5 protein-coding genes are annotated in these 22,010 nt (G+C 65.8%); 1 reads left to right on the top strand and 4 read right to left on the bottom strand.

Annotated elements, in window-relative coordinates; all coding sequences use genetic code 11:
* From JWS14_RS00580 to JWS14_RS00570, 3 genes are all read right to left on the bottom strand, one after another.
* Positions 1 to 14,967 (bottom strand): non-ribosomal peptide synthetase, encoded by a 14,967-nt coding sequence (locus JWS14_RS00580; RefSeq protein ID WP_206012256.1) that lies wholly within the window; start codon positions 14,965 to 14,967, stop codon positions 1 to 3.
* A 40-nt stretch (positions 14,968 to 15,007) separates the two neighbouring features.
* A complete protein-coding gene (pabB, locus tag JWS14_RS00575; protein WP_206012255.1) occupies positions 15,008 to 17,887 on the bottom strand; it encodes an aminodeoxychorismate synthase component I in 2,880 nt (959 codons plus the stop codon).
* A 1,035-nt stretch (positions 17,888 to 18,922) separates the two neighbouring features.
* Complete coding sequence (locus tag JWS14_RS00570; RefSeq protein WP_206012254.1) at positions 18,923 to 19,528, bottom strand: Clp protease N-terminal domain-containing protein; 606 nt, start codon at positions 19,526 to 19,528, stop codon at positions 18,923 to 18,925.
* A 597-nt stretch (positions 19,529 to 20,125) separates the two neighbouring features.
* Here JWS14_RS00570 and JWS14_RS00565 point away from each other — a divergent pair.
* Entirely contained in the window at positions 20,126 to 20,611 is a 486-nt protein-coding gene (locus JWS14_RS00565; RefSeq protein ID WP_095864234.1) for a hypothetical protein, read from the top strand.
* 132 nt (positions 20,612 to 20,743) lie between these two features.
* Here the strand turns inward: JWS14_RS00565 and JWS14_RS00560 are convergent, their stop codons facing one another.
* Positions 20,744 to 21,415, bottom strand: coding sequence for a PAS and ANTAR domain-containing protein (locus tag JWS14_RS00560; protein WP_095864235.1), 672 nt, complete (start codon positions 21,413 to 21,415; stop codon positions 20,744 to 20,746).
* Positions 21,416 to 22,010 lie beyond the last annotated feature (595 nt).

The following is a 22,010-nucleotide window of genomic DNA, read 5'->3' as shown; positions in this document are numbered from 1 at the left end:
CTAACTGGCTCCGTCGCCGAGATAGGTGTTGAGAACTCGTGCAATGTCCGCCAAAGCTCGCGGCGTGGTCATGTGAATGTGCGTGGCATCGATGGGATAGTACTTGAGGGAACCGGATATGTATGGCTTCCAGCAGCTGTCGGCAAGCTCTTCGGTCATGCCGTCGGCTGCAGCGGCGGCGAAATAGACCACGTCTCCGTCGAACGCGGGGGGTTGATAATTGGCGACCAGCCGTGGCGCGTCATTGAATGATGCGACGATCCGCTTCACATGTGATGACTGGAGAAACTCGAATGCTCCAGTCCGCATGTGGATCAGTTCGGTCGCGTGTTCAGGCGACATGGGTGCTCCCGCGGCATCGAAGTCTTCGGCATCGAATCCAATCAGATCGGATAGCTCGACCAGAATGTCTCTTACGGTGAATTCTGGGGCCGCAGCCGATTCCGCTTCGCGTAACCGGCTGTCCAGCATCGCTAGCAGTGAGACCCTTTGCCCCAGATGGCGAAACCGTGTGCCTACGGCGTGGGCGATGACTCCGCCCAATGACCAGCCGAGTAGGTGATATGGGCCGTGTGGTTGCACGGCCTGGATCTCCCGGACGTACTGCTCCACCAGCTGCTCGATCGACCGGGGATGCGGGTCATCTTCGACAAGTTCGGGGGACTGGAGCCCGTACATTCGCCGTCCCGGTTGGATATGTGGAGCCAAACCTGCGTAACACCAAGCTAATCCGCTGGCTGGGTGTATGCAAAAGATAGGGTCTGAATTCCCGGTTGATCTGATCGGCAACAGGACGTCGAACGCCGAAGGTCCGGTCGGTGCAAGATGTGTCGAATCGTCGGAGACTGCCTCGACTTTACTGGCGATCGACTCCACCGTGGAGTCAGCAAAGAGCCACGTAACTTGGATCTCGACGCCGAGAGCCTCTCGCAGCCGCGCACTGACCCGGGTGGCGAGCAGCGAGTTGCCGCCGAGGGTGAAGAAGTCGTCGTCGAGTCCGACCCGCTCGTGGCCGAGGACGTCGGCGAAGATGCCGGCGACGATTCCTTCCACGGCGGTGGTCGGTGGCCGGTACTGGGGTGTTGGTAGTACGGGTGCGGGGAGTGCGCGGCGGTCGATCTTGCCGTTGGTGGTCAGGGGTAGTGCGTCGAGGATGGTGATGGGGTTGGGCAGCATGTAGTCGGGGAGGTGTTCGGCGGCGAAGGTGTGGATGGCGGTGGGGGCGACGTGGGCGCCTGGGGTGGGCACGACGTAGGCCACCAGTTGTTCGGTGGCTGGGCCTTTGTGTACCGTCACCGCGGCGTGGGTGATGTCGGGGTGGGTGGTGAGGGTGGCTTCGATTTCGCCGAGTTCGATGCGGTGGCCGCGGATTTTGACTTGGAGGTCGCGGCGGCCGAGGAATTCGAGGGTGCCGTCGGGGTGCCAGCGGACGAGGTCGCCGGTGCGGTACATGCGTTGGCCGGGTGGGCCGTAGGGGTTGGCGACGAAGCGTTCGGCGGTCAGGGCGGGTCGGCCGTGATATCCCCGGGCGAGTTGGATCCCGGCCAGGTGCAGTTCTCCGGTCACGCCGATCGGTACCGGATGTAAGCGGTGGTCCAGTACGTAGGCGTGGCAGTTGGTCTGGGGTGTGCCGATGGGTACCACTGACTCTTCGGGCTGGGTGCAGCGATGGCAGATGACGCTGACGGTGGTTTCGGTGGGCCCGTACTGGTTCCACACCGTCGCCGGACCGAACTGCGCCAACTGCGCGACCGTCTGCCCGGACAGCATTTCACCGCCGAGGTAGACCACCTTCAGCCCACCGAGAGCGTCCGACGACCGGCTCGCCATCAGACTGGTTAGCACTGTTGGCACGGACGCCATGTGGGTGACCTTCTGAGCCCGGATGAGTTTGGCCAGGTAGTCGGGGTCGCGTTGGCCGTCGGGCCCTGCCAACACCACGCATCCGCCGACCTGCAGCGGTGCGAAGAGGTCGGGGGTGGAGGCGTCGAAGGTCACCGCGTTGCTCTGCAGGAGGCGGTCACCGGCGCGGTGATCGAACGCCTCCACCACCCACCGAACCTGATTGGTGATTGCGGTGTGGGCCACGGTCACTCCCTTCGGGCGGCCGGTCGATCCCGAGGTGAACATCACGTATGCCGTGTTCTGTGGGCGCAGTGGTGCGCGGCGGTCGGCGTCGGTCACCGGCGCCGCGGACATCCGTGACAGATCGATGGTGTCGGTGTGGAGGACCGGTACCGGGTCCGGCAGATCGATGTGGTCGTCGTGGGTGGTGGTCAGCATGCAGGTTGGTTGTGCCACTGCGAGAATGAAGTGGGTGCGTTCGGCTGGGTGGTCGGGGTCGATGGGTAGATATGCTCCACCGGCGGTGAGGGTAGCGTAGACTCCGACGACGAAGTCGAGGGAGCGGCGCATCCGCAGTGCCACGATGGTTTCCGGGCCTACTCCTTCTGTGATCAGGTGTCGGGCGAGACGGTTGACGCGTGCGTTGAACTCGGCATAGGACAGGCACCGGTCCCCATCCACCACCGCGGGCGCGTCGGGTGTGCGGGCGGCCTGCGCACCGAATATCGACACCAGTGTGTCGGTGGTTGGAGCATGATCGGTGTGGTTCCAGTCCGCGAGGATCAGCTGTTTTTCGGTGGGGTCGAGGAGATCGATGTCGCCGACCGGGCTGTCGGGATCGGCGACCGCAGCGTCGAGGAGGCGAGTGAACCGGTCGGCGAACCCGCGGACGGTGTCCTCGTCGAACAGGTCGGCTGTGTAGGTGAACGCTGCGTTCAGCCCGGTGGGTGCGCCCTTGTCATAATAACGTTCGCTGATGGTGAGGGTCAGGTCGAACTGGGTGGCGGCGTGGTCGATGTCCTCGATACGGGCGTTCAGCCCGGCCAATTCCAGTTTCGGGTGCTCCTGGTTCTGGAGGACGAGCATCACCTGGAACAGTGGGTGTCGGGTGGTCGATCGTGCCGGGTTGAGGGCCTGTACCACCCGTTCGAACGGCACGTCGGCGTGCTCGAACGCGGCCAGGTCGGTTTCCCGGACCGTCGAGAGCAGCGTGGTGAAGTTGCTGGCGCCGTCGACCGGGGTTCGCAGCACTAGTGTGTTGACGAACATGCCGACCAGGTCGTCGAGGGCTGGGTCGCCGCGGCCGGCGACAGGGGTGCCGATCGCGACATCGCCGGTGCCCGACATCCGGGCCAGGAACACCGCGAATGCGGTGTGCAGCACCATGAACAACGTCGCGGAGTGTTCTCGTGCGATCTCAATGAGCGAGAGGTGGGTCTCTGCGCCGAGTGTAAACGCGTGTGTCCGTCCACGGTGCGACACCATGGGCTGGGTGCGGTCACGCGGCAATTCGAGCTGATCCGGTAGCCCGGTGAGTGTGGAACGCCAGTAGGTCAGCTGCTGTGCGAGCACCGAGTTCGGGTCGTCGTCGGACCCGAGGAGTTCGCGTTGCCACAGGGTGTAGTCGGCGTACTGAACCGCTAGCGGTGGCCACGAGGGCGGGTGTCCGCCTGTGCGGGCCGTGTAGGCGGCCATGAGATCCCGGGCCAGCGGGGCGATCGAGGAGCCGTCGGCGCAGATGTGGTGCAGCACCACGGCGAGCACATGCTGATCGTCGGCTGTCTCGAACACGGCGGCCCGCACCGGCACCGATTCTGTGACATCGAACTCGGCCGAGGCCATCGCGGTCAGCCGCGCGGCGAGTTCGTTCTCGGTCACGGCGGCGGTGACGAATCCGCCGCTGACCTCTGCCGCCGGGACAACCACTTGGTGCGGGCCGGTGTCGGATTCGGGGTAGATCGTCCGCAGGGTCTCATGTCGGTCCACGACGTCGCCGAGAGCCGCGCTCAGCCCGGCCGCGTCCATGGTTCCCGACAGGCGCAGGGCGAATGGGATGTTGTAGACCGGTGAGTGTGGGTCGAATCGGTTGAGGAACCAGATCCGTTGCTGTGCATACGATAGCGGTATGTGTTCGGGCCGGGTCCGCGGCAGCAGCGGTGCGCGTGCGCTTGTAGCCGTCCGGGACTCGAGCCACTTCGACAGTGCCTGCACCGACGACGCCTCGAACAACACCCGCATCGGCACCCGCACATCCAACGTCACACCCAGCCGCGACACCGCTTGCGTCGCAAGCAGCGAGTTGCCGCCGAGGGTGAAGAAGTCGTCGTCGAGTCCGACCCGTTCGCGGCCGAGGACATTGGCGAACACCCCGGCAACGACACCCTCCACCACCGTCATCGGCGCCCGGTATTGTGGCGCCGGCAACACCGGTACCGGCAACGCCCGCCGATCCACCTTCCCACTCGCCGTCAACGGCAACCGATCGACGACGGTTATCGGCGAGGGCACCATGTAGTCGGGGAGGCGGTCCGCGACCATCGCGCGGACACGAGCCGGGTCGAGGTGGGCGCCGTCACGGGAGACGACGTAGCCGACCAACCGGTCCCCGGTGTGGTGATCGTGGTGCACCGCGGCGGCAGCCTGGGTGACGTCGGGATCAGCCGCCAGAGTTGCTTCGATTTCGCCGAGTTCGATGCGGTGGCCGCGGATTTTGACTTGGAGGTCGCGGCGGCCGAGGAATTCGAGGTTGCCGTCGGGGTGCCAGCGGACGAGGTCGCCGGTGCGGTACATGCGTTCGCGGGGTGGGCCGTAGGGGTTGGCGACGAAGTGTTCGGCGGTCAGTCCGGGCGCGCCGTGATAACCCCGCGCCAGCTGCACCCCAGCCACATACAACTCGCCCACCACCCCTATCGGCACCGGATGCAAGCGGCGGTCCAACACGTAGGCGTGGCAGTTGGTCTGGGGTGTGCCGATGGGTACCACTGACTCTTCGGGCTGGGTGCAGCGGTGACAGATGACGCTGACGGTGGTTTCGGTGGGCCCGTACTGGTTCCATACCGTTGCCGGACCGGACTGGGTCAATCGCGTCACCGTGCGCCCGGACAGTGTTTCACCGCCGAGGTAGATCACCCGCACACTGCGGAGAACGTCGGGTGGTCGGCTGGCCATCAGGGCGGTCAGTACGGTCGGTACCGAGGACATGTGGGTAATCGCCTGGGTGTGAATGAGTTCGGCGAGGTAGTCGGGGTCGCGTTGGCCGTCGGGCCCTGCCAACACCACGCATCCGCCGACCTGCAGCGGAGCGAAGAGGTCGGGGGTCGACGCGTCGAAGGTCACCGCGTTGCTCTGCAAAAGACGGTCACCGAAGCCGTAATCTGACGCAACCCACTGCACCTCGTTGGCGATTGCGGTGTGGGCCACGGTCACTCCCTTCGGGCGGCCGGTCGATCCCGAGGTGAACATCACGTATGCCGTGTTCTGTGGGCGCAGTGGTGCGCGGCGGTCGGCGTCGGTCACCGGCGCCGCGGACATCCGTGACAGATCGATGGTGTCGGTGTGGAGGACCGGTACCGGGTCCGGCAGATCGATGTGGTCGTCGTGGGTGGTGGTCAGCATGCAGGTTGGTTGTGCCACTGCGAGAATGAAGTGGGTGCGCTCGGCTGGGTGGTCGGGGTCGATGGGTAGGTAAGCCCCACCGGCGGTGAGGGTCGCATAGACTCCGACGACGAAGTCGAGGGAGCGGCGCATCCGCACTGCCACGATGGTTTCCGGGCCCACACCCTGGGTGATCAAGCGTCGGGCGAGACGGTTGACGCGTGCGCTGAACTCGGCATAGGACAGGCACCGGTCCCCATCCACCACCGCGGGCGCGTCGGGTGTGCGGGCGGCCTGCGCACCGAATATCGACACCAGTGTGTCGGTGGTTGGAGCATGATCGGTGTGGTTCCAGTCCGCGAGGATCAGCTGTTTTTCGGTGGGGTCGAGGAGGTCGATGTCGCCGACCGGGCTGTCGGGATCGGCGACCGCAGCGTCGAGGAGGCGAGTGAACCGGTCGGCGAAGCCGCGGACGGTGTCCTCGTCGAACAGGTCCTGCGCGTAAGTCAGCGCGGCGGTCAGACCGCAAGCGGCACCATCCCGATCTACGCGTTCACTTACCGTCAGCGTGAGGTCGAACTGGGTGGCGGCGTGGTCGATGTCCTCGATACGGGCGTTCAGCCCAGCCAATTCCAGTTTCGGGTGCTCCTGGTTCTGGAGGACGAGCATCACCTGGAACAGTGGGTGTCGGGTGGTCGATCGTGCCGGGTTGAGTGCCTGTACCACCCGTTCGAACGGCACGTCGGCGTGCTCGAACGCGGCCAGGTCGGCTTCCCGGACCGTCGAGAGCAGGTCGGTGAAGTTGCTGGCGCCGTCGACCGGGGTTCGCAGCACCAGTGTGTTGACGAACATGCCGACCAGGTCGTCGAGGGCTGGGTCGCCGCGGCCGGCGACAGGGGTGCCGATCACGATATCGCCGGTGCCCGATATCCGGGCCAGGAACACCGCGAACGCGGTGTGCAGCACCATGAACACGGTCGCGGTGTGCTGTCGTGCTAGTGCGGCTGCCGCGCCGTGGGTGCGTGCGTCGATGGTGAACGTGTGTGTTCGTCCACGGCGGGTGACGGCAGGCCGTGTTCTGTTCCCGGGCAGCTCGAGCTGTTCCGGTAGACCATCCAAAGTCGTGCGCCAGTAGGTCAGCTGCTGTGCGATCGACGAATCGGGGTCGTCCTCGGACCCGAGGAGTTCGCGTTGCCACAGGGTGTAGTCGGCGTACTGGACCGCCAGCGGTGGCCACGAGGGCGGGTGTCCGCCAGTGCGGGCCGTGTAGGCGGCCACGAGATCCCGGGCCAGCGGGGCGATCGAGGAGCCGTCGGCGCAGATGTGGTGCAGCACCACGGCGAGCACATGCTCATCGTCGGCCGTCTCGAACACGGCGGCCCGCACCGGCACCGATTCTGTGACATCGAACTCGGCCGAGGCCATCGCGGTCAGCCGCGCGGCGAGTTCGTTCTCGGTCACGGCGGCGGTGACGAATCCGCCGCTGACCTCCGCCGCCGGGACAACCACTTGGTGCGGGCCGGTGTCGGATTCGGGGTAGATCGTCCGCAGGGTCTCATGTCGGTCCACGACGTCTGCGATCGCTGCCAGCAGTGCGGCCGTGTCCATGGTTCCCGACAGGCGCAGGGCGAATGGGATGTTGTAGACCGGTGAGTGTGGGTCGAATCGGTTGAGGAACCAGATCCGTTGCTGTGCATACGATAGCGGGATGTGTTCGGGCCGGGTCCGCGGCAGCAGCGGTGCGCGTGCGCTTGTAGCCGTCCGGGACTCGAGCCACTTCGACAGTGCCTGCACCGACGATGCCTCGAACAACACCCGCATCGGCACCCGCACATCCAACGTCACACCCAGCCGCGACACCGCTTGCGTCGCAAGCAGCGAGTTGCCGCCGAGGGTGAAGAAGTCGTCGTCGAGTCCGACCCGCTCGTGGCCGAGGACGTCGGCGAAGATGCCGGCGACGATTCCTTCCACGGCGGTGGTCGGTGGCCGGTACTGGGGTGTTGGTAGTACGGGTGCGGGGAGTGCGCGGCGGTCGATCTTGCCGTTGGTGGTCAGGGGTAGTGCGTCGAGGATGGTGATGGGGTTGGGCAGCATGTAGTCGGGGAGGTGTTCGGCGGCGAAGGTGTGGATGGCGGTGGGGGCGACGTGGGCGCCTGGGGTGGGCACGACGTAGGCCACCAGTTGTTCGGTGGCTGGGCCTTTGTGTACCGTCACCGCGGCGTGGGTGATGTCGGGGTGGGTGGTGAGGGTGGCTTCGATTTCGCCGAGTTCGATGCGGTGGCCGCGGATTTTGACTTGGAGGTCGCGGCGGCCGAGGAATTCGAGGGTGCCGTCGGGGTGCCAGCGGACGAGGTCGCCGGTGCGGTACATGCGTTGGCCGGGTGGGCCGTAGGGGTTGGCGACGAAGTGTTCGGCGGTGTGTGCGGGCTGGTTCTGGTATCCGCGGGCGAGTTGGATCCCGGCCAGGTGCAGTTCTGCGGTCACGCCGGTGGGGACGGGGCGGAGTCGGTCGTCGAGGACGTAGGCGTGGGTGCCGCGGATCGGGCCGCCGATGGTGACCGGGCCGCCGGGTGGCAGTGGTCCGCTGCAGTTGCTCATCACGGTCGTCTCGGTGGGGCCGTAGCCGTTGAAGAAGCGGCGGGGGGCGTGGGTGCGGGAGGTGTCGGTGTTTGTGGCCCAGCGGGTGAGCAGGTCGGGGGTGCAGGCCTCGCCGGCCGAGAGGACGGTGTGCAGGGTGTGGAGGTGGGTGGGGTCCATCGTGGCCAGTGCGGCCGGTGTGATCACGGCGTGGGTGACGTGGTTGTGGTGGAGGAGTTGGGTGAGTTCGTCGCCGCCGAAGACGGTGGGTGGGGCGATGACCATGGTGGCGCTGGATCCGGCGGCGAGGAGCAGTTCGAAGACCGAGGCGTCGAAGCTCGGTGATGCCACGGCCAGGGTGCGGGAGTCGGGGGTGGTGGTGAATCGTTCGCGTTGTTCGGCGGCAAGGTTGGCCAGCCCTTGGTGGGTGACGGCGACGCCTTTGGGGGTGCCGGTGGAGCCGGAGGTGTAGAGCAGGTAGGCGGTGTTGGTGGTGTGCAGGGGTCGGAGTCGGTCGTCGTCGGTGATCGGACCTGAATCCATGGTGTTGCATCGGGTTTCGAAGTCGGGGGTGTCGATGACGAGCCACGGCAGTGGTCCGGGCAGGGTTGTGGCGTGTGGGGTGGCGGTCAATCCGAGTGCGGCTCGGGAGTCCGAGAGCATGTGGGTGATGCGGTCTTTCGGGTAGTTCGGGTCGATCGGGAGGAACGCGGCGCCGGTTTTGGTGGTCGCCCAGACTGCGAGGACCGCGTCGGGGGAGCGGGGCAGTGCGATGGCGACGGTGTCTTCGGTGCCGATGCCTTCGGCGATGAGGATCCGTGCCAGCTGGGAGGATGCGGTGTCGAGTTGTTGGTAGGACAGGTGGTGGTCTTCGTATAGCACCGCGGGTGTGGTGCGGTCGTGTGTGGCGGCGGTGGTGAGCAGTTGGGGCAGTGTCGTGGCGGGGTGTTCGGGGCCGCCGGTGCGGTCGAGCAGGTTCCGTCGTTCGTCGGCGTCGAGGATGTCGAGGTCACCGACCCGACTCCCCACATCGGCCATCATGGCTTCGAGAACACGCAGGTATCGGTCCAGTAGGGCCTCGACATATGGTTCGTCGAACAGATCGCGGAGGTACTTCAGGCTGAGGCGGATCTGGGTGTCAACGGTGATTCCCAGGGCGAGGGGGTAGTGGGTGTTGTCGTTGGCGCTGACACCAGCCAGCGTCATGCCCTCGATCGCGCCGGCCTGTTCGACTAGCGCGGCCCTCTCGACCGGGTACGACTCGAACACCGTCAGCGTGTCGAACAGGACGTCTGCTATCCCGGCCGACTGCTGAATCTCCGTGAGCCCCAGATAGTGGTGGTCGAGCAGGTCGGCCTGTTCACCGTGCATCCGCCTCAGCAGTCGGGTGATCGACTCGTCCGGATCCGCCCGCACCCGAACCGGCACCGTGTTGATGAACAGCCCGATCATCGATTCCACGCCCGCGAGGTGAGGTGGCCGTCCTGACACGGTGCCGCCGAAGACCGCATCGTCGCGGCCGGTCATCCGCATCATCAAAATTCCCCAGGCCGCCTGCATCACCGTGCTGACGGTGACATCGAGCCGGGCAGCCAACTCGGATAGGGCGCGTGTCCGTTGGTCACCGAGATCGGCAACTACTTCACCCGCCCGCGAGGAGAGCTCTCGGCCCGGGTCGGCCGGGGCGAGCAGAGTTGGGCCCTCGACACCCTCGAGCGCCGCCGCCCACGCCCGCCGCGCCGCCGCCTCGTCCTGTTCGGCGCGCCACTCCAGATACCTGCGATACGGATGAGCCGGAGGTAACGCCGGCGCCCCGTCGCCGGCGGCATAGAGCGCGAGCATGTCCGCCATCAGCAGTGGCATCGACCACCCGTCGAGCAGGATGTGGTGGTTGGCGACGACCAGCTCGTACCGGTCCTCGGCTACCGTGACCAGCGTGAACCGGATCAACGGTGGTGCGGTCATGTCGAAATGCCTGGCCTGGTCCTCGGCCAGCAGCCGGGTCAACGCGTCCGGGCGAGCGGCGTCGTCGACTCCGCGAAGATCGACCTCGCGCCACGGCACCGGCAACGTATCGAGCACCAGCTGCACTGGTATGCCGTCAGCTCCCCCGACGAACGCCACCCGCAGATTCGGATGCCGATCCAGTACCGCCTGCGCCGCCGCGTGCAACCGCGTGGCGTCCACCCGACCTGTGAGGGTGAATACGACCTGCATCGAATACACGTCCACCGACGACGCGGCCAACAGCGCATGGAACAACAGACCCGACTGCAGCGGTGTCAAGGGCCACACGTCCGTGACCGACGGATACGCCGCTTCCCAGCGGTCGATGTCCAATTGACGCGCGGTGATCAACGGCAGATCCGACGGTGTCAGCCCACCGGCGTCGGGGGACTGCGCATGGGTGGCGAGCGCGGCGAGCGCCGCACACCATTGTTCCGCCAAGTCCTGCACATCGGACCGCCCGATTGCACCCGTCGGGAACGTGAACGCGGCGCCCAGCACCGGACCCCCGCCGCCGTCGGTGACGATCGCATCGATGTCGACAACCCCGCTCGCTGGCATGTCGGCATCTCTCGGAGCGGCGATGTCGCCGAGACGGCAACACGGTGACCACTCGGCCCCCAGCCCGTCGTTCGGTACGCCACCGGGAGACACCCGGCCGAGGTAGTTGAAACTGATTTGGCCGACAGGCAGCAGCCGCAACTGCTCGGCAGTCTCCCGATTCAGGTAGCGCAGGAGCCCGTAGCCGATTCCCCTGTCTGGCAGCGACCTCAGCTGCTCCTTGATCGACTTGACCACCACGCCGGCCGCGGCGCCACCGGCGAAGGCCCCGTCGAGGTCAGCGTCCCCGATATCCAGACGCAGCGGAAACACACTGGTGAACCATCCCACCGTCCGAGACAGATCCGCTCCCGCGGCAATCTGCTCCTGACGGCCGTGCCCCTCGAGTTGGATCAGCATCGAGGATTCGACGACCTTTCGCGAGCGCCGCCACCGGCAGACGGCCAACGCCAATGCCGCCAGCAGTCCATCCTCGACGCCGCAGTGGAACAGTGTCGGCAACGTCGCCAGCAATGACGCCGTCACCGGCGCCGGTACATTCACCTCGACACGGTCGAGGGTGGATCCAACATCGACAGCCGCGTTGAACGGGCGGAGGCCCAATACCGGGTCCGATGCCTGCAACAGCGCCTGCCACATCGGCAACTCCGCCACCCGAGCCGGGGTCGACGCCTCCTCGACCAACGCATGCGCCCACCGACGCATCGACGTTCCGACGGGATCCAACACCGGAGTACGCCCAGCGGACACCTGCGCCCACGCGGAGGCCAAGTCCGGCAGGATTATCCGCCACGACACCCCGTCGATCACCAGGTGGTGCGCGACGATCAGCAACCAGCCCGGCCGCTGCGCGGCGCTGACTCCCGACCGGAAATCGAGCCACACCAACTGCACCATCACACCCTTCGTCGGCGCCAACCGCTCCAACGCCGCATCCAAATGCGCCGACGCCAACGCCACCGCGGATTCCTCGTAGAGATCGGCGGAGACCTCCACCCGACGAACAAGGCCATCCACATCGACGGCATCCGACCCACCGGCTACGAGACCCCACCCGCGGTCGTCGCGAACAAGTCGCGAGCGGAAAATGTTGTGGTGAGCGAGCACGGCCTCGACCGTCGCCACCAACCCACCGCGGTCAATTCCAGGCGGCAGCTCCACCAACAAGTGTTGCGAGAGTCGACCGAAGCCACCACCGCGCTCAATCAGCGCCCGCGCGACCGGGGTCAGCGGCATCCACCCGGCGCCGCCGCCCGGCAACTCCTCGAGCACCACCGGCGGGCCGGAATCCTCGGGACGCTGCGCGACTTCAGCCAAGCCGCCAACAGTCCTGCGCTCGAATACATCGCGCGAGGAAAACATCACGCCGCGGGCCTTCGCGCGCGACACCAACTGAATCGCAACGATGCTGTCGCCACCTAGAGCGAAGAACGACTCGTCAACCCCGACGCGGTCGACGCCGAGGACGTCGGCGAAGACCTCGGCGATCGTCTGCTCGATGGGGGTGACCGGCGGCCGGAACCGCCGCTTCAACGGCGCTGGTGCGGGTAGTGCTCGTCGGTCGATCTTGCCGTTCACGCTCACTGGCATCCGGTCGAGGGTCACGAACACCGACGGCACCATAAAATCGGGCAGGCGCGCACCGACCGTCGCGGCGAGCGTCTCAGGGGCGACGTGGGCGCCTGGGGTGGGCACGACGTAGGCCACCAGTTGTTCGGTGGCTGGGCCTTTGTGTACCGTCACCGCGGCGTGGGTGATGTCGGGGTGGGTGGTGAGGGTGGCTTCGATTTCGCCGAGTTCGATGCGGTGGCCGCGGATTTTGACTTGGAGGTCGCGGCGGCCGAGGAATTCGAGGGTGCCGTCGGGGTGCCAGCGGACGAGGTCGCCGGTGCGGTACATGCGTTGGCCGGGTGGGCCGTAGGGGTTGGCGACGAAGTGTTCGGCGGTGTGTGCGGGCTGGTTCTGGTATCCGCGGGCGAGTTGGATCCCGGCCAGGTGCAGTTCTGCGGTCACGCCGGTGGGGACGGGGCGGAGTCGGTCGTCGAGGACGTAGGCGTGGGTGCCGCGGATCGGGCCGCCGATGGTGACCGGGCCGCCGGGTGGCAGTGGTCCGCTGCAGTTGCTCATCACGGTCGTCTCGGTGGGGCCGTAGCCGTTGAAGAAGCGGCGGGGGGCGTGGGTGCGGGAGGTGTCGGTGTTTGTGGCCCAGCGGGTGAGCAGGTCGGGGGTGCAGGCCTCGCCGGCCGAGAGGACGGTGTGCAGGGTGTGGAGGTGGGTGGGGTCCATCGTGGCCAGTGCGGCCGGTGTGATCACGGCGTGGGTGACGTGGTTGTGGTGGAGGAGTTGGGTGAGTTCGTCGCCGCCGAAGACGGTGGGTGGGGCGATGACCATGGTGGCGCTGGATCCGGCGGCGAGGAGCAGTTCGAAGACCGAGGCGTCGAAGCTCGGTGATGCCACGGCCAGGGTGCGGGAGTCGGGGGTGGTGGTGAATCGTTCGCGTTGTTCGGCGGCAAGGTTGGCCAGCCCTTGGTGGGTGACGGCGACGCCTTTGGGGGTGCCGGTGGAGCCGGAGGTGTAGAGCAGGTAGGCGGTGTTGGTGGTGTGCAGGGGTCGGAGTCGGTCGTCGTCGGTGATCGGACCTGAATCCATGGTGTTGCATCGGGTTTCGAAGTCGGGGGTGTCGATGACGAGCCACGGCAGTGGTCCGGGCAGGGTTGTGGCGTGTGGGGTGGCGGTCAATCCGAGTGCGGCTCGGGAGTCCGAGAGCATGTGGGTGATGCGGTCTTTCGGGTAGTTCGGGTCGATCGGGAGGAACGCGGCGCCGGTTTTGGTGGTCGCCCAGACTGCGAGGACCGCGTCGGGGGAGCGGGGCAGTGCGATGGCGACGGTGTCTTCGGTGCCGATGCCTTCGGCGATGAGGATCCGTGCCAGCTGGGAGGATGCGGTGTCGAGTTGTTGGTAGGACAGGTGGTGGTCTTCGTATAGCACCGCGGGTGTGGTGCGGTCGTGTGTGGCGGCGGTGGTGAGCAGTTGGGGCAGTGTCGTGGCGGGGTGTTCGGGGCCGCCGGTGCGGTCGAGCAGGTTTCGTCGTCGTTCGTCGGCGTCGAGGATGTCGAGGTCACCGACCCGACACCCCACATCGGCAGAAAGGAAGCGTTCGAGAAAGGACAACAAGCGGTGGTGATGACGATCGAGAACGTCGCCGTCGTACAGGCTCGGGTTGGCCTGGAAGTCGATGTGCGTCGTGGTGCCCCCCACGCTCGGGTAGATGTTGACGAAAAGATCGTCGACGAGCCCGGAGGTCAACACATGTAGTCGGCCCAAGTGGGGGCCCAGCCGGATCTCACGGTCGGCCGGCATGATGTTGAGAGTCGGACCAAACGAGCGAATTCGGCTGATGTCCCTGCCGAGATCGCGGCAGATGTCCTCGCGCCGGTACCGCTGCCGTCGCAGCGCCCCGGTCAACTCGAGCTGGGCGGACTTGATCAGTGTCCCGATCGTCACGTCCGGGCCCACCTCGAGTTGTAGCGGTACGACATTGGCCACCATCCCACCTGAGCGTCGCAGCGGTGCGGTCGTTCGGGCCGAAACCGGCAGACTGAGTACGATGTCCGATCTGCCTGTCATCCGGCACAGGTAGCCGGCAAGAGCAGCGACCAAGACCGGCGCCGCACTCGAGTTGTGCTTCGCGACGACCGACTCGAGCATTGAGGCTACGTCGTGTGACAAGGCCGCGCTGGCCACTCGCGGATGCGCCTTGACGGGCGCCGACCGCCCGGCCAGGCTCGCAGGCTCCGGCAGTCCCATGGTCCGTTCCGCCCAGTACCGCCGATCCTCTTCGAAGCGATCCGAGTTCCGGTAGGCAGCATCGAGTTCAACGATCTGCGCGAGGTCCAGCACGCGGAGCGGCGGGGCGTCGACACCGGCAACTGCGGCCGAATACAACTCGGCAATACGCTGCACCAGATTCATGGCGCCGTAGCCGTCGAGCGCGATGTGGTGAATGCGTGAGTACCAGTAGTGGTGCCGGTCACCGATCCGGAGAATGGCCGAGACTGCGAGCGCATCCCGGAGGAGGTCTATCGGGGTGCTGAACTCCCGGCGCATCCACTGCTGCGCGGCGACCCTCGGGTCGTTCTCCGCGCGAAAGTCGATTCGCCGGAGCCCGTCGTCGGAAGAATCGTCGACCAGTTGATACAGCTCACCGTCGTGATCGACCAGGCGTAAGAACCCCGAACCGAACTCCCTGGCGGCGACGCGACTGGTCGCCTCGAGTAAATCGATATCCAACTCGCCGAAGACTTCGACGTACTGCGCGATCGTGATCGGGAGCTCGCCGGCCAGTTGCTGGGCGAACCAGATGCCCTTTTGCGCGGCAGACAAACGGCACGCCTTCGACGGAAGACGGTTCCCCGAGCGCTTTTCAACTCCTGGAACCCGTGGCGGGACGGCGTCCACGACTGTTCTCCGATCTGCTCTTTGCGCCAGGATGCGTGCAGGGGTTGGGCTCGGGCCCGACCTCGGTGTGTTGGGGCGGCATCGAGGTCCGCGCGCAGGTGGTGTAGATCGCTCCTCCGGCGTGGTCGAAATATGTTGCCACGTTGGCGAAGCACTTGTTCTCGTCGAGTAGTGCGAGCACTGTCGTGTAGCGGTCGGGACGGTGCTCGACGACGAGGTTGCCGCCCGCGTGCAGGAGCCGTGCCGCCGCAACAATGGTTTGCCGGGCGAGCTTCAACCCCTCTGTACCACCGACCAAGGCCCCTCGGTGGTACTCGCTGCGCTGCAAGGGAAATTCGTTGTCGTCGGGAATGCACGGTGGACGTGCGAGGACCAGATCTGCCGTTCCGTCCAGGCCGGACAACAGATTGGGCGCGGTGACGGCGGCTTCGTGAAGCACGATCGGGCTCCCACCGAGGCGGATCTGACGTTCGATGTTGCGTCGCGCCACGTTCAGGGCTGCCGGATCCACATCCACGGCGTGTACACCGGCATCGGCTCGGGCATGCGCGATCGCCAGGGCGATTGCTCCGGAACCGGTGCACAGGTCCACGACCACTGGAGCCGTGATACGTGAAATATCGGCGAGGGCCTCGGCAAGTACAAGTTCGGCATTTGCCTGGGGCGCCGGCATACCGGGGCGGACCCATACCTCTACACCGCCCACTTCGGCCCGCGAGAGTCGCCCGGCTCGATCGATGGTGTCACTCGAGGTCGGCGGACCAACGTGGTGGGCGAGGGCGGGCGATCTGCCGGCGCTGATCGTGAGGGCCCTGCGCATGGCGGCCGCCTTGACCAGGGTCTCGATGAACTCTTCGTCGGGGTCGGACAACGCGACGATGGCGCCCCCGATCCCGAAGCTCACTGTCCCGCGCCGGGACACCATGGTTCGGATGACGATGCTGAGGTCGGCGGTGCCGTTGATCGACAGCCAGCCGAGGGCGCCCGAGTACACCCCTCGCGGCCCCTCCTCCAGCCGATCGATGATTTCCATGGTGCGGAGCTTCGGTGCTCCGGTCATCGAGCCACCCGGGAAGCAGGCACGCACACACTCGACCGCAGTCGCGTCACTGCGCAGCGTCCCCCGAACCGTCGACACGAGCTGATGGACCGGTGCGTAGGTTTCGACGTCGAACAATCGCGGTACGTGCACCGAACCGGGAGTGCAGACCCGTGAAAGATCGTTGCGCACGAGGTCGACGATCATGAGGTTCTCGGCCCGATCCTTTTCGCTCGTCAGAAGGTCCTGGCGGAGCGCGTCGTCCGTGGCAGCGGTTGCACCCCGCGGTCGGGTGCCCTTGATCGGTTTGGACTCCACGACCCGGTCGGCGCCCACGCGCAGAAACCTCTCGGGGGAGGCGCTGAGTATGTCCGCCGCCTCGAACCTCAGGAGTGCTGCGTACGGCACTGGCGTGATGGATCGGAGGTAGGCAAAGGTTTCGACGGGGTCTATATCGACATCGATCTGGGCGTGGTTCGTCAAGCACACTTCGTACGTTTCGCCGACCCGAATGTTCTCCAAACAGGTGCGGATCTTGTTGAGGTAGGTTTCACGGTTGTGGCGCAGCGTCATGCGCGGGTCTGCCGCCGACCTGATGAGCGGCCGGGCGGGAAGCGCATCGTCGGTCGTGACGGGCATCCGGTTGATTACCCGCGCCGTACGGCGCATCCAGTCGCGGGTTCCGGGTTCGTGTGCCTGCTCGCTGAGCGCCAGTAGGTAGCAGCTGCCGTCGACATGGTCGATCACGACTGCGCGGTCGGCGAATACCAGGGCCGCATCGGGTGTGTCCGCGGAGTGTTGTGCACTGCCGTCGGCTTCGGCTTTCAACTCGTAGCCCAGGTAGCCCACGTAGCCCAGATTGAACGAGAACGGCAGGTCAGGTGATCGCGGCACCGCGCGGATCCGCAACTGTTCGTCGAGGTAGTCGAAGAATCGCACGCGTCGTTTGTCGGCCGGAACGCCGGAACGGTGCACTAGGACGGTGCCGTCCGTTACGTCGTAGGTAACGTACTCGGCGCGTGGACCAGATGCGTCACCCATGATGGTGAAGCGGGCGTCCGATTCCACGGCGGAGCTGCCATCGAGCCAAAAACTGTCGGGGCTGTCTGCGAACAGGCGCTCATACACCATCTGTGGGTCGACTCGCCGATCTATCCGTCGTGTTTCGACCACGTATGGAGATAGGGTCCGCCGCCGACGTCGTGGCTTCGGGACGGATCCCTTCCGGTGGGTCGGGGTGAGGTCGCGGAAGTTGGCGAGGAGTTCATGTCCATGATCGGTGCAGACCGACTCCGGATGAAATTGCAACCCCCACAGTGGGCGCAGACGGTGCCTTACCCCCATAAGAACCCCGTCGGATGTCCACGCAGTCGCCTCCAGCTCAGCGGGGAGATCTTCGACGGCGAGAGAGTGGTACCGAACGACCGACAGAGGCGAGGGGAGACCCGCGAACAATTCCCTCTGGTCGTGAAATATCTCTGAGTTGCGACCGTGCCTCGGCTCTGGAGCCAAGACGACATGCGCACCGAACAGTTGGCATAAACCCTGGTGACCGAGGCACACTCCTAGTGTGGGAAGCCCACCCTGGAGAATGGCCCGCGAGCTGATGCCGAAGTCGCGTTCGATTGCGGGACGACCGGGCCCCGGAGAGATCACGATGTTGTCGAACTCGGCCAGGTCGATCGCACACCAGTCCACGTCGTTGCGCACCACCGTCGGCGGGCACCCGTTGACGTCGCTGAGAAAGCTGTAGAGGTTGTATGTGAAGGAATCGTAATTGTCGATCAACAACGTCTTGGTAAACATCGTTCGCCCGGCTCTCGGCGCGTGAGGGATGCGACACTGCGTTGTCTCTCGCCGGTGCAACGACTTGATGAGGTCCCTCGAACTTGTTGCAGGAGAATTCGTCTGAGCGTGCACCCTGTGGCGCCCTCCTCCAGCACGGGGAGCTCGTGTGATTCACCGACTGGAGGCGATACGGCCGACGTTGTGGAATGAGGCGCCATGCCGTGAAGTCCGCCCGTCCCGGCGGTGCGGATGATTGCCACCAAGACCTCTCGACGCGTCGGCCCAGTCGGGAGGCTCCGCTACCTGCGGAAAACCGACTATCCGCGCATTAGTGCCGGCGATGCCCGCTCGTGCATTCCTGCTGACGAGCCCGTTGAGGAGCAACAGGATATTTGTACCGTCGATAGGCTGGGTCTGGTGGACATGATCAATCCTTAGAAGGGCTAATTAGCCTGTCTATCAACGCAATCCGCCCAGACCCCGACACGCCGCGCGATGCGCGCACTCCACCTTAAGTCACGAAAGTCCGTGGAAGCAAGATCGCCCAGTCGGCAGTGGTGCACAGAGCAAGTGGTCGGTTTTATGCACCCGGTACATCACATCTCAAAACACCCTCCGTCGCGGAGTGGCCATCGACAGCAGCCGCTTCTGCGCTGCCCGCATACCCCTTCCGGGCTGCGCGGGAGTGGTGTCCCAACCGACGAAGTGGAATCGAGGTGGAACCGGGTCGACGAGCGCTCTCGCCAGCGTGGGGGCGAGGCGGTACCGCGCCGCGTGCCTGATTCCGCCGCGATGTGGTCGATGGTCACGACGGTGGCGACACCGGCGGCCAGGAAGCGCCGGAGTCGGTGCGTTCGGCGATCATGCCGAAATCCGCGCCACCACCATCGTCGGGCAGTGCAGATGAAGTCGGACGTCCCAGCCGGTATTTCGGGCGTCCCAATTTCGTAAAGAGTGAGCTTAGTGTGCAGACCGCACAACGTTTCTCGGTTCCTACTGACAAAGCGCTGGCCGCGGGTGCACCCGCCACTGTCGAGAGGGTGACGTCTCGTTCTATTCGGTGTCGGTGGGGTGTTCCCGTGCGGCGTCGAGGACCTTCTCTCGCATCCATACATCGATGCGTTGGCCGGCCTTGGCGGCCGCGACTGCGCACGACGTGTGTTCGGTGTCGGTCAACCTGATGCTGGTGAGATTCGTCGGTCCTACCGTCTCCGGTGCCCGCTGGGACGCGGCGGTGCGCCGAAGGATGTGCTGGCGCAGTTGGTCGACGTCCATCGATCCGTTCTCGACGAGTAGCCGAGCGCCGGTTGCTTCGCTGTCGTGGAGGAGGGCTAGCAGGAGGTGTTCGGTGTCGATGTGGTCGTGGCCGAGCAGGGAGGTTTCGCGCAGGCTCTGTTCGAGTACCTTCTCGGCGCGCGGGGTGAACGGGATGTGCCCAGGCCGGTGCGGCTGGTGGTGGCCCATGTCGGGTAGCCGGTTGCCGATAACGTCGGCAGAGATGCCGATCGATTCCAGTGTTTTCGCTGCGACCCCGTCACCTTCGGTGATCAGGCCGATCAGGATGTGCTCGGTCCCGACATGGTCGCAGTTGCGGGTCTGGGCTTCGTCGGTGGCCAGGATGAGGACGCGGCGTGCAGGGTCGGTGAATTTTTCGAACATCGCTGCTCCCATCGGGTTGGCCGCCGCGCACTGTTCTCATTGCGATCGTCGAGGTGCCTGATCTTTGGCTGCACCGAGATCCTCTGCGGCCACAGTCGTCATGCGGGTTCATTCAACGTCAACCAACCCAACCCTGGTATAACCCCGCGCCGAACCGGACTGTTTCGTGGCCAGCACGTCGAATATGGGTTGGCCAGGGGCAGAGGGATCCGCAGACCCAGAACGTGCGGCCCATCTGACGCCCGCGCATCGGGGCAAGATTCGCGTCGTTTTCCTGTGGTTGGCGCGCGGGGAGACATGCAGTGGTGGAGCGGTGACGTCTGGCGGCTTGAGGTGCGAGGGCAGCCGATCGAGGGCGACGCCGCGCACGGCCGCTGCGCCTACCGTGGGACGTGGCGGCAAGACCCTGGTCGGGGTCGACCATGCGGTGCCGCGGGCGGCTCATTCGCTGAGCCCCGATCGGCTCCCCTCAGGTAGCGGGTCCAAAAGGTGGTGATGCTGTCGAATGACGCCTGCGGAAGTTCGGCCGGGTAGGTGTCGGCCCGCGAGCGCCAATTGGGCAGTGTCGTGGTGCCCAGGGTCGGGCACTCCCCGAGTATGGGATCAAACGCAGGCCGCCCACCAGCTCGCCGGCCGCAGCTCTCGGGCCGGCTGGTGCAACTGGCCGGTGACCGTGACGCCGCCCGGTTCTCGTGCGAGGTATCCCGGGTGTGCGCCGCGCACCCCACCGACGGCCGGTCGGAATACGGCGAGGTGCTCGCGTGGGTGGTCGATGCGATCGTCGACGTGATCATCGCGCGCCTAGGCCCGGCGGGTCGGGGCGAGAGATTCATTCTCGATCTCCGTTTCATCGATGGGGGATACGCCGATGTCGACGACTTGCCGGAATCGGGGCGTTGGGTCCTGCGGACGGTGTCGGCTCTACTCGGCGGGGATCTCGCGAACGAGGTGCGGTCGCTCACCGCCGCCGAGCAGCAATTCGACATCACCATGCGGGCGGAGACTCTGGCCGACGCCCTCATCTGGCTCGACTTTCTTCTCGATGTCGATCTTCCCGACCCACCCGACGTCATCACCACATAGACCGACGTCATCACCCCGCATAGCGAGATATGCCGGGTCGGGGAGGCGGGTTCCGACGCCGGAGTTCCCGGCTGCGGGTGATCTCGCCCCGGGCTGCGAGGGCTGAGTTCTCCGCGGGTGGGACCGCCAATTTTAGTCCTGCGCCTCCGGCCGTGTGTCGGGGTGCTCGTGGGCGGTGAGGAGTAGGTGGTCGAACCGGGCGCGAGACGACGCGGGCAGTGCCGTCTCGGCGGTGAGGACGTCGACGAAGCGTTGGGCGAGGACGCGGAGTTTGGTGTTGGTCTGCTGTGAGCGCCAGGTGAGGATGCCGAAGGCCCGTTCGGAGGTGATGCCGTAGACGAGCATGAGCGCACCCTTCGCCTGCTCGATCACCGCCCGCGACTGTTCGAGTTCGGCGACGGCCTCGGTGAGCGCCGCGTTGAATTCGCGAGGGTCGGTCTCCAACGTTTCGGTGACGTCGATGTAGTACCCGGACGTCCCGATCACGTTGTCATTCTCGTCGAGCATCCGATCGCCGACCACGATGACGTGGTGGATGCGGCGGTCGGTGTCGATGATGCGATGCTTGCTGCTGAACGGCGCACCGGCATGGATCATCTTGTCGAAGAGTGCAGCGACCTGAGCTTGGTCGTCTGGATGCTTGTGCGAGAGCAGGAGTTCGGTGGTGGGGGTGATCTCGCCCGGTTGGTAGCCGTGCATCCGGGCAACGGGATCCGACCATTCCCAGCGCTGGCCGTCGAGGTAGAACCGGAAACTTCCGCCCTGTGGGGGTGCAGTCGAGCCGAGGAGCTCATCACTGTCCACAGCTCCACCTGCCGCCCTTGCGGCTCACCCACCTCGCCTCGGACACCACTGCCACAGTATGCCGAGCACCCACACCGGAGTGGGCAGAAATTGTCCACACCGCTGTATCCGACGATGTCGTTATGCCGGAAGGGCAGGTTTCTGCGGTGCCGGGCGGGCCGGGCGGAGGGGACCGCGCCCGCGCGGATCGTAGGGCCCGGCTCGGACACGAGTTCGTCGACGCCGACCCCGGATGAGCGGGGGCGACGGCATGCACCCCCACCTTCGTAGTCGGCCTCCCCGGTCTTATCGAAGGATAAGATCACACCAGCCCGGGTGTGGTGGACGGCCGCCGACACCGGTGCCCCGCTCCCGGGCCTCGCGATCTGCTGTCACCGCTCACGACAGACGTGGTGAGTGACGCACGAAAACACGCCGCAACCCCCCAGCTGCTGATTGCGGCCGGTTCGACCAGCAGGGCGACGAAGTCTCGGGTGCTACGACTCCTGGCTATCTCGCTGGGCGATCTGCTCGCGGGGAACCTTTCGGAGGCGCAACCACAAGCCGAACCGCCTGGTGTCAGGTCGGGTGGTCGTTGGTGGGCGGAGTCCATTGA

The organism is Rhodococcus koreensis, from assembly GCF_017068375.1.
Lineage (GTDB): Bacteria > Actinomycetota > Actinomycetes > Mycobacteriales > Mycobacteriaceae > Rhodococcus_F > Rhodococcus_F koreensis.
Note: the sequence above shows the minus strand (reverse complement) of the source record. Positions and strands in the feature narration are given on the sequence as shown.

Coding starts and splice junctions, on each gene's coding strand:
- pabB (WP_206012255.1), bottom strand. CDS start 17,887: ATGTTTACCAAGACGTTGTTGATCGACAATTACGATTCCTTCACATAC.
- JWS14_RS00570 (WP_206012254.1), bottom strand. CDS start 19,528: ATGTTCGAAAAATTCACCGACCCTGCACGCCGCGTCCTCATCCTGGCC.
- JWS14_RS00565 (WP_095864234.1), top strand. CDS start 20,126: ATGGGATCAAACGCAGGCCGCCCACCAGCTCGCCGGCCGCAGCTCTCG.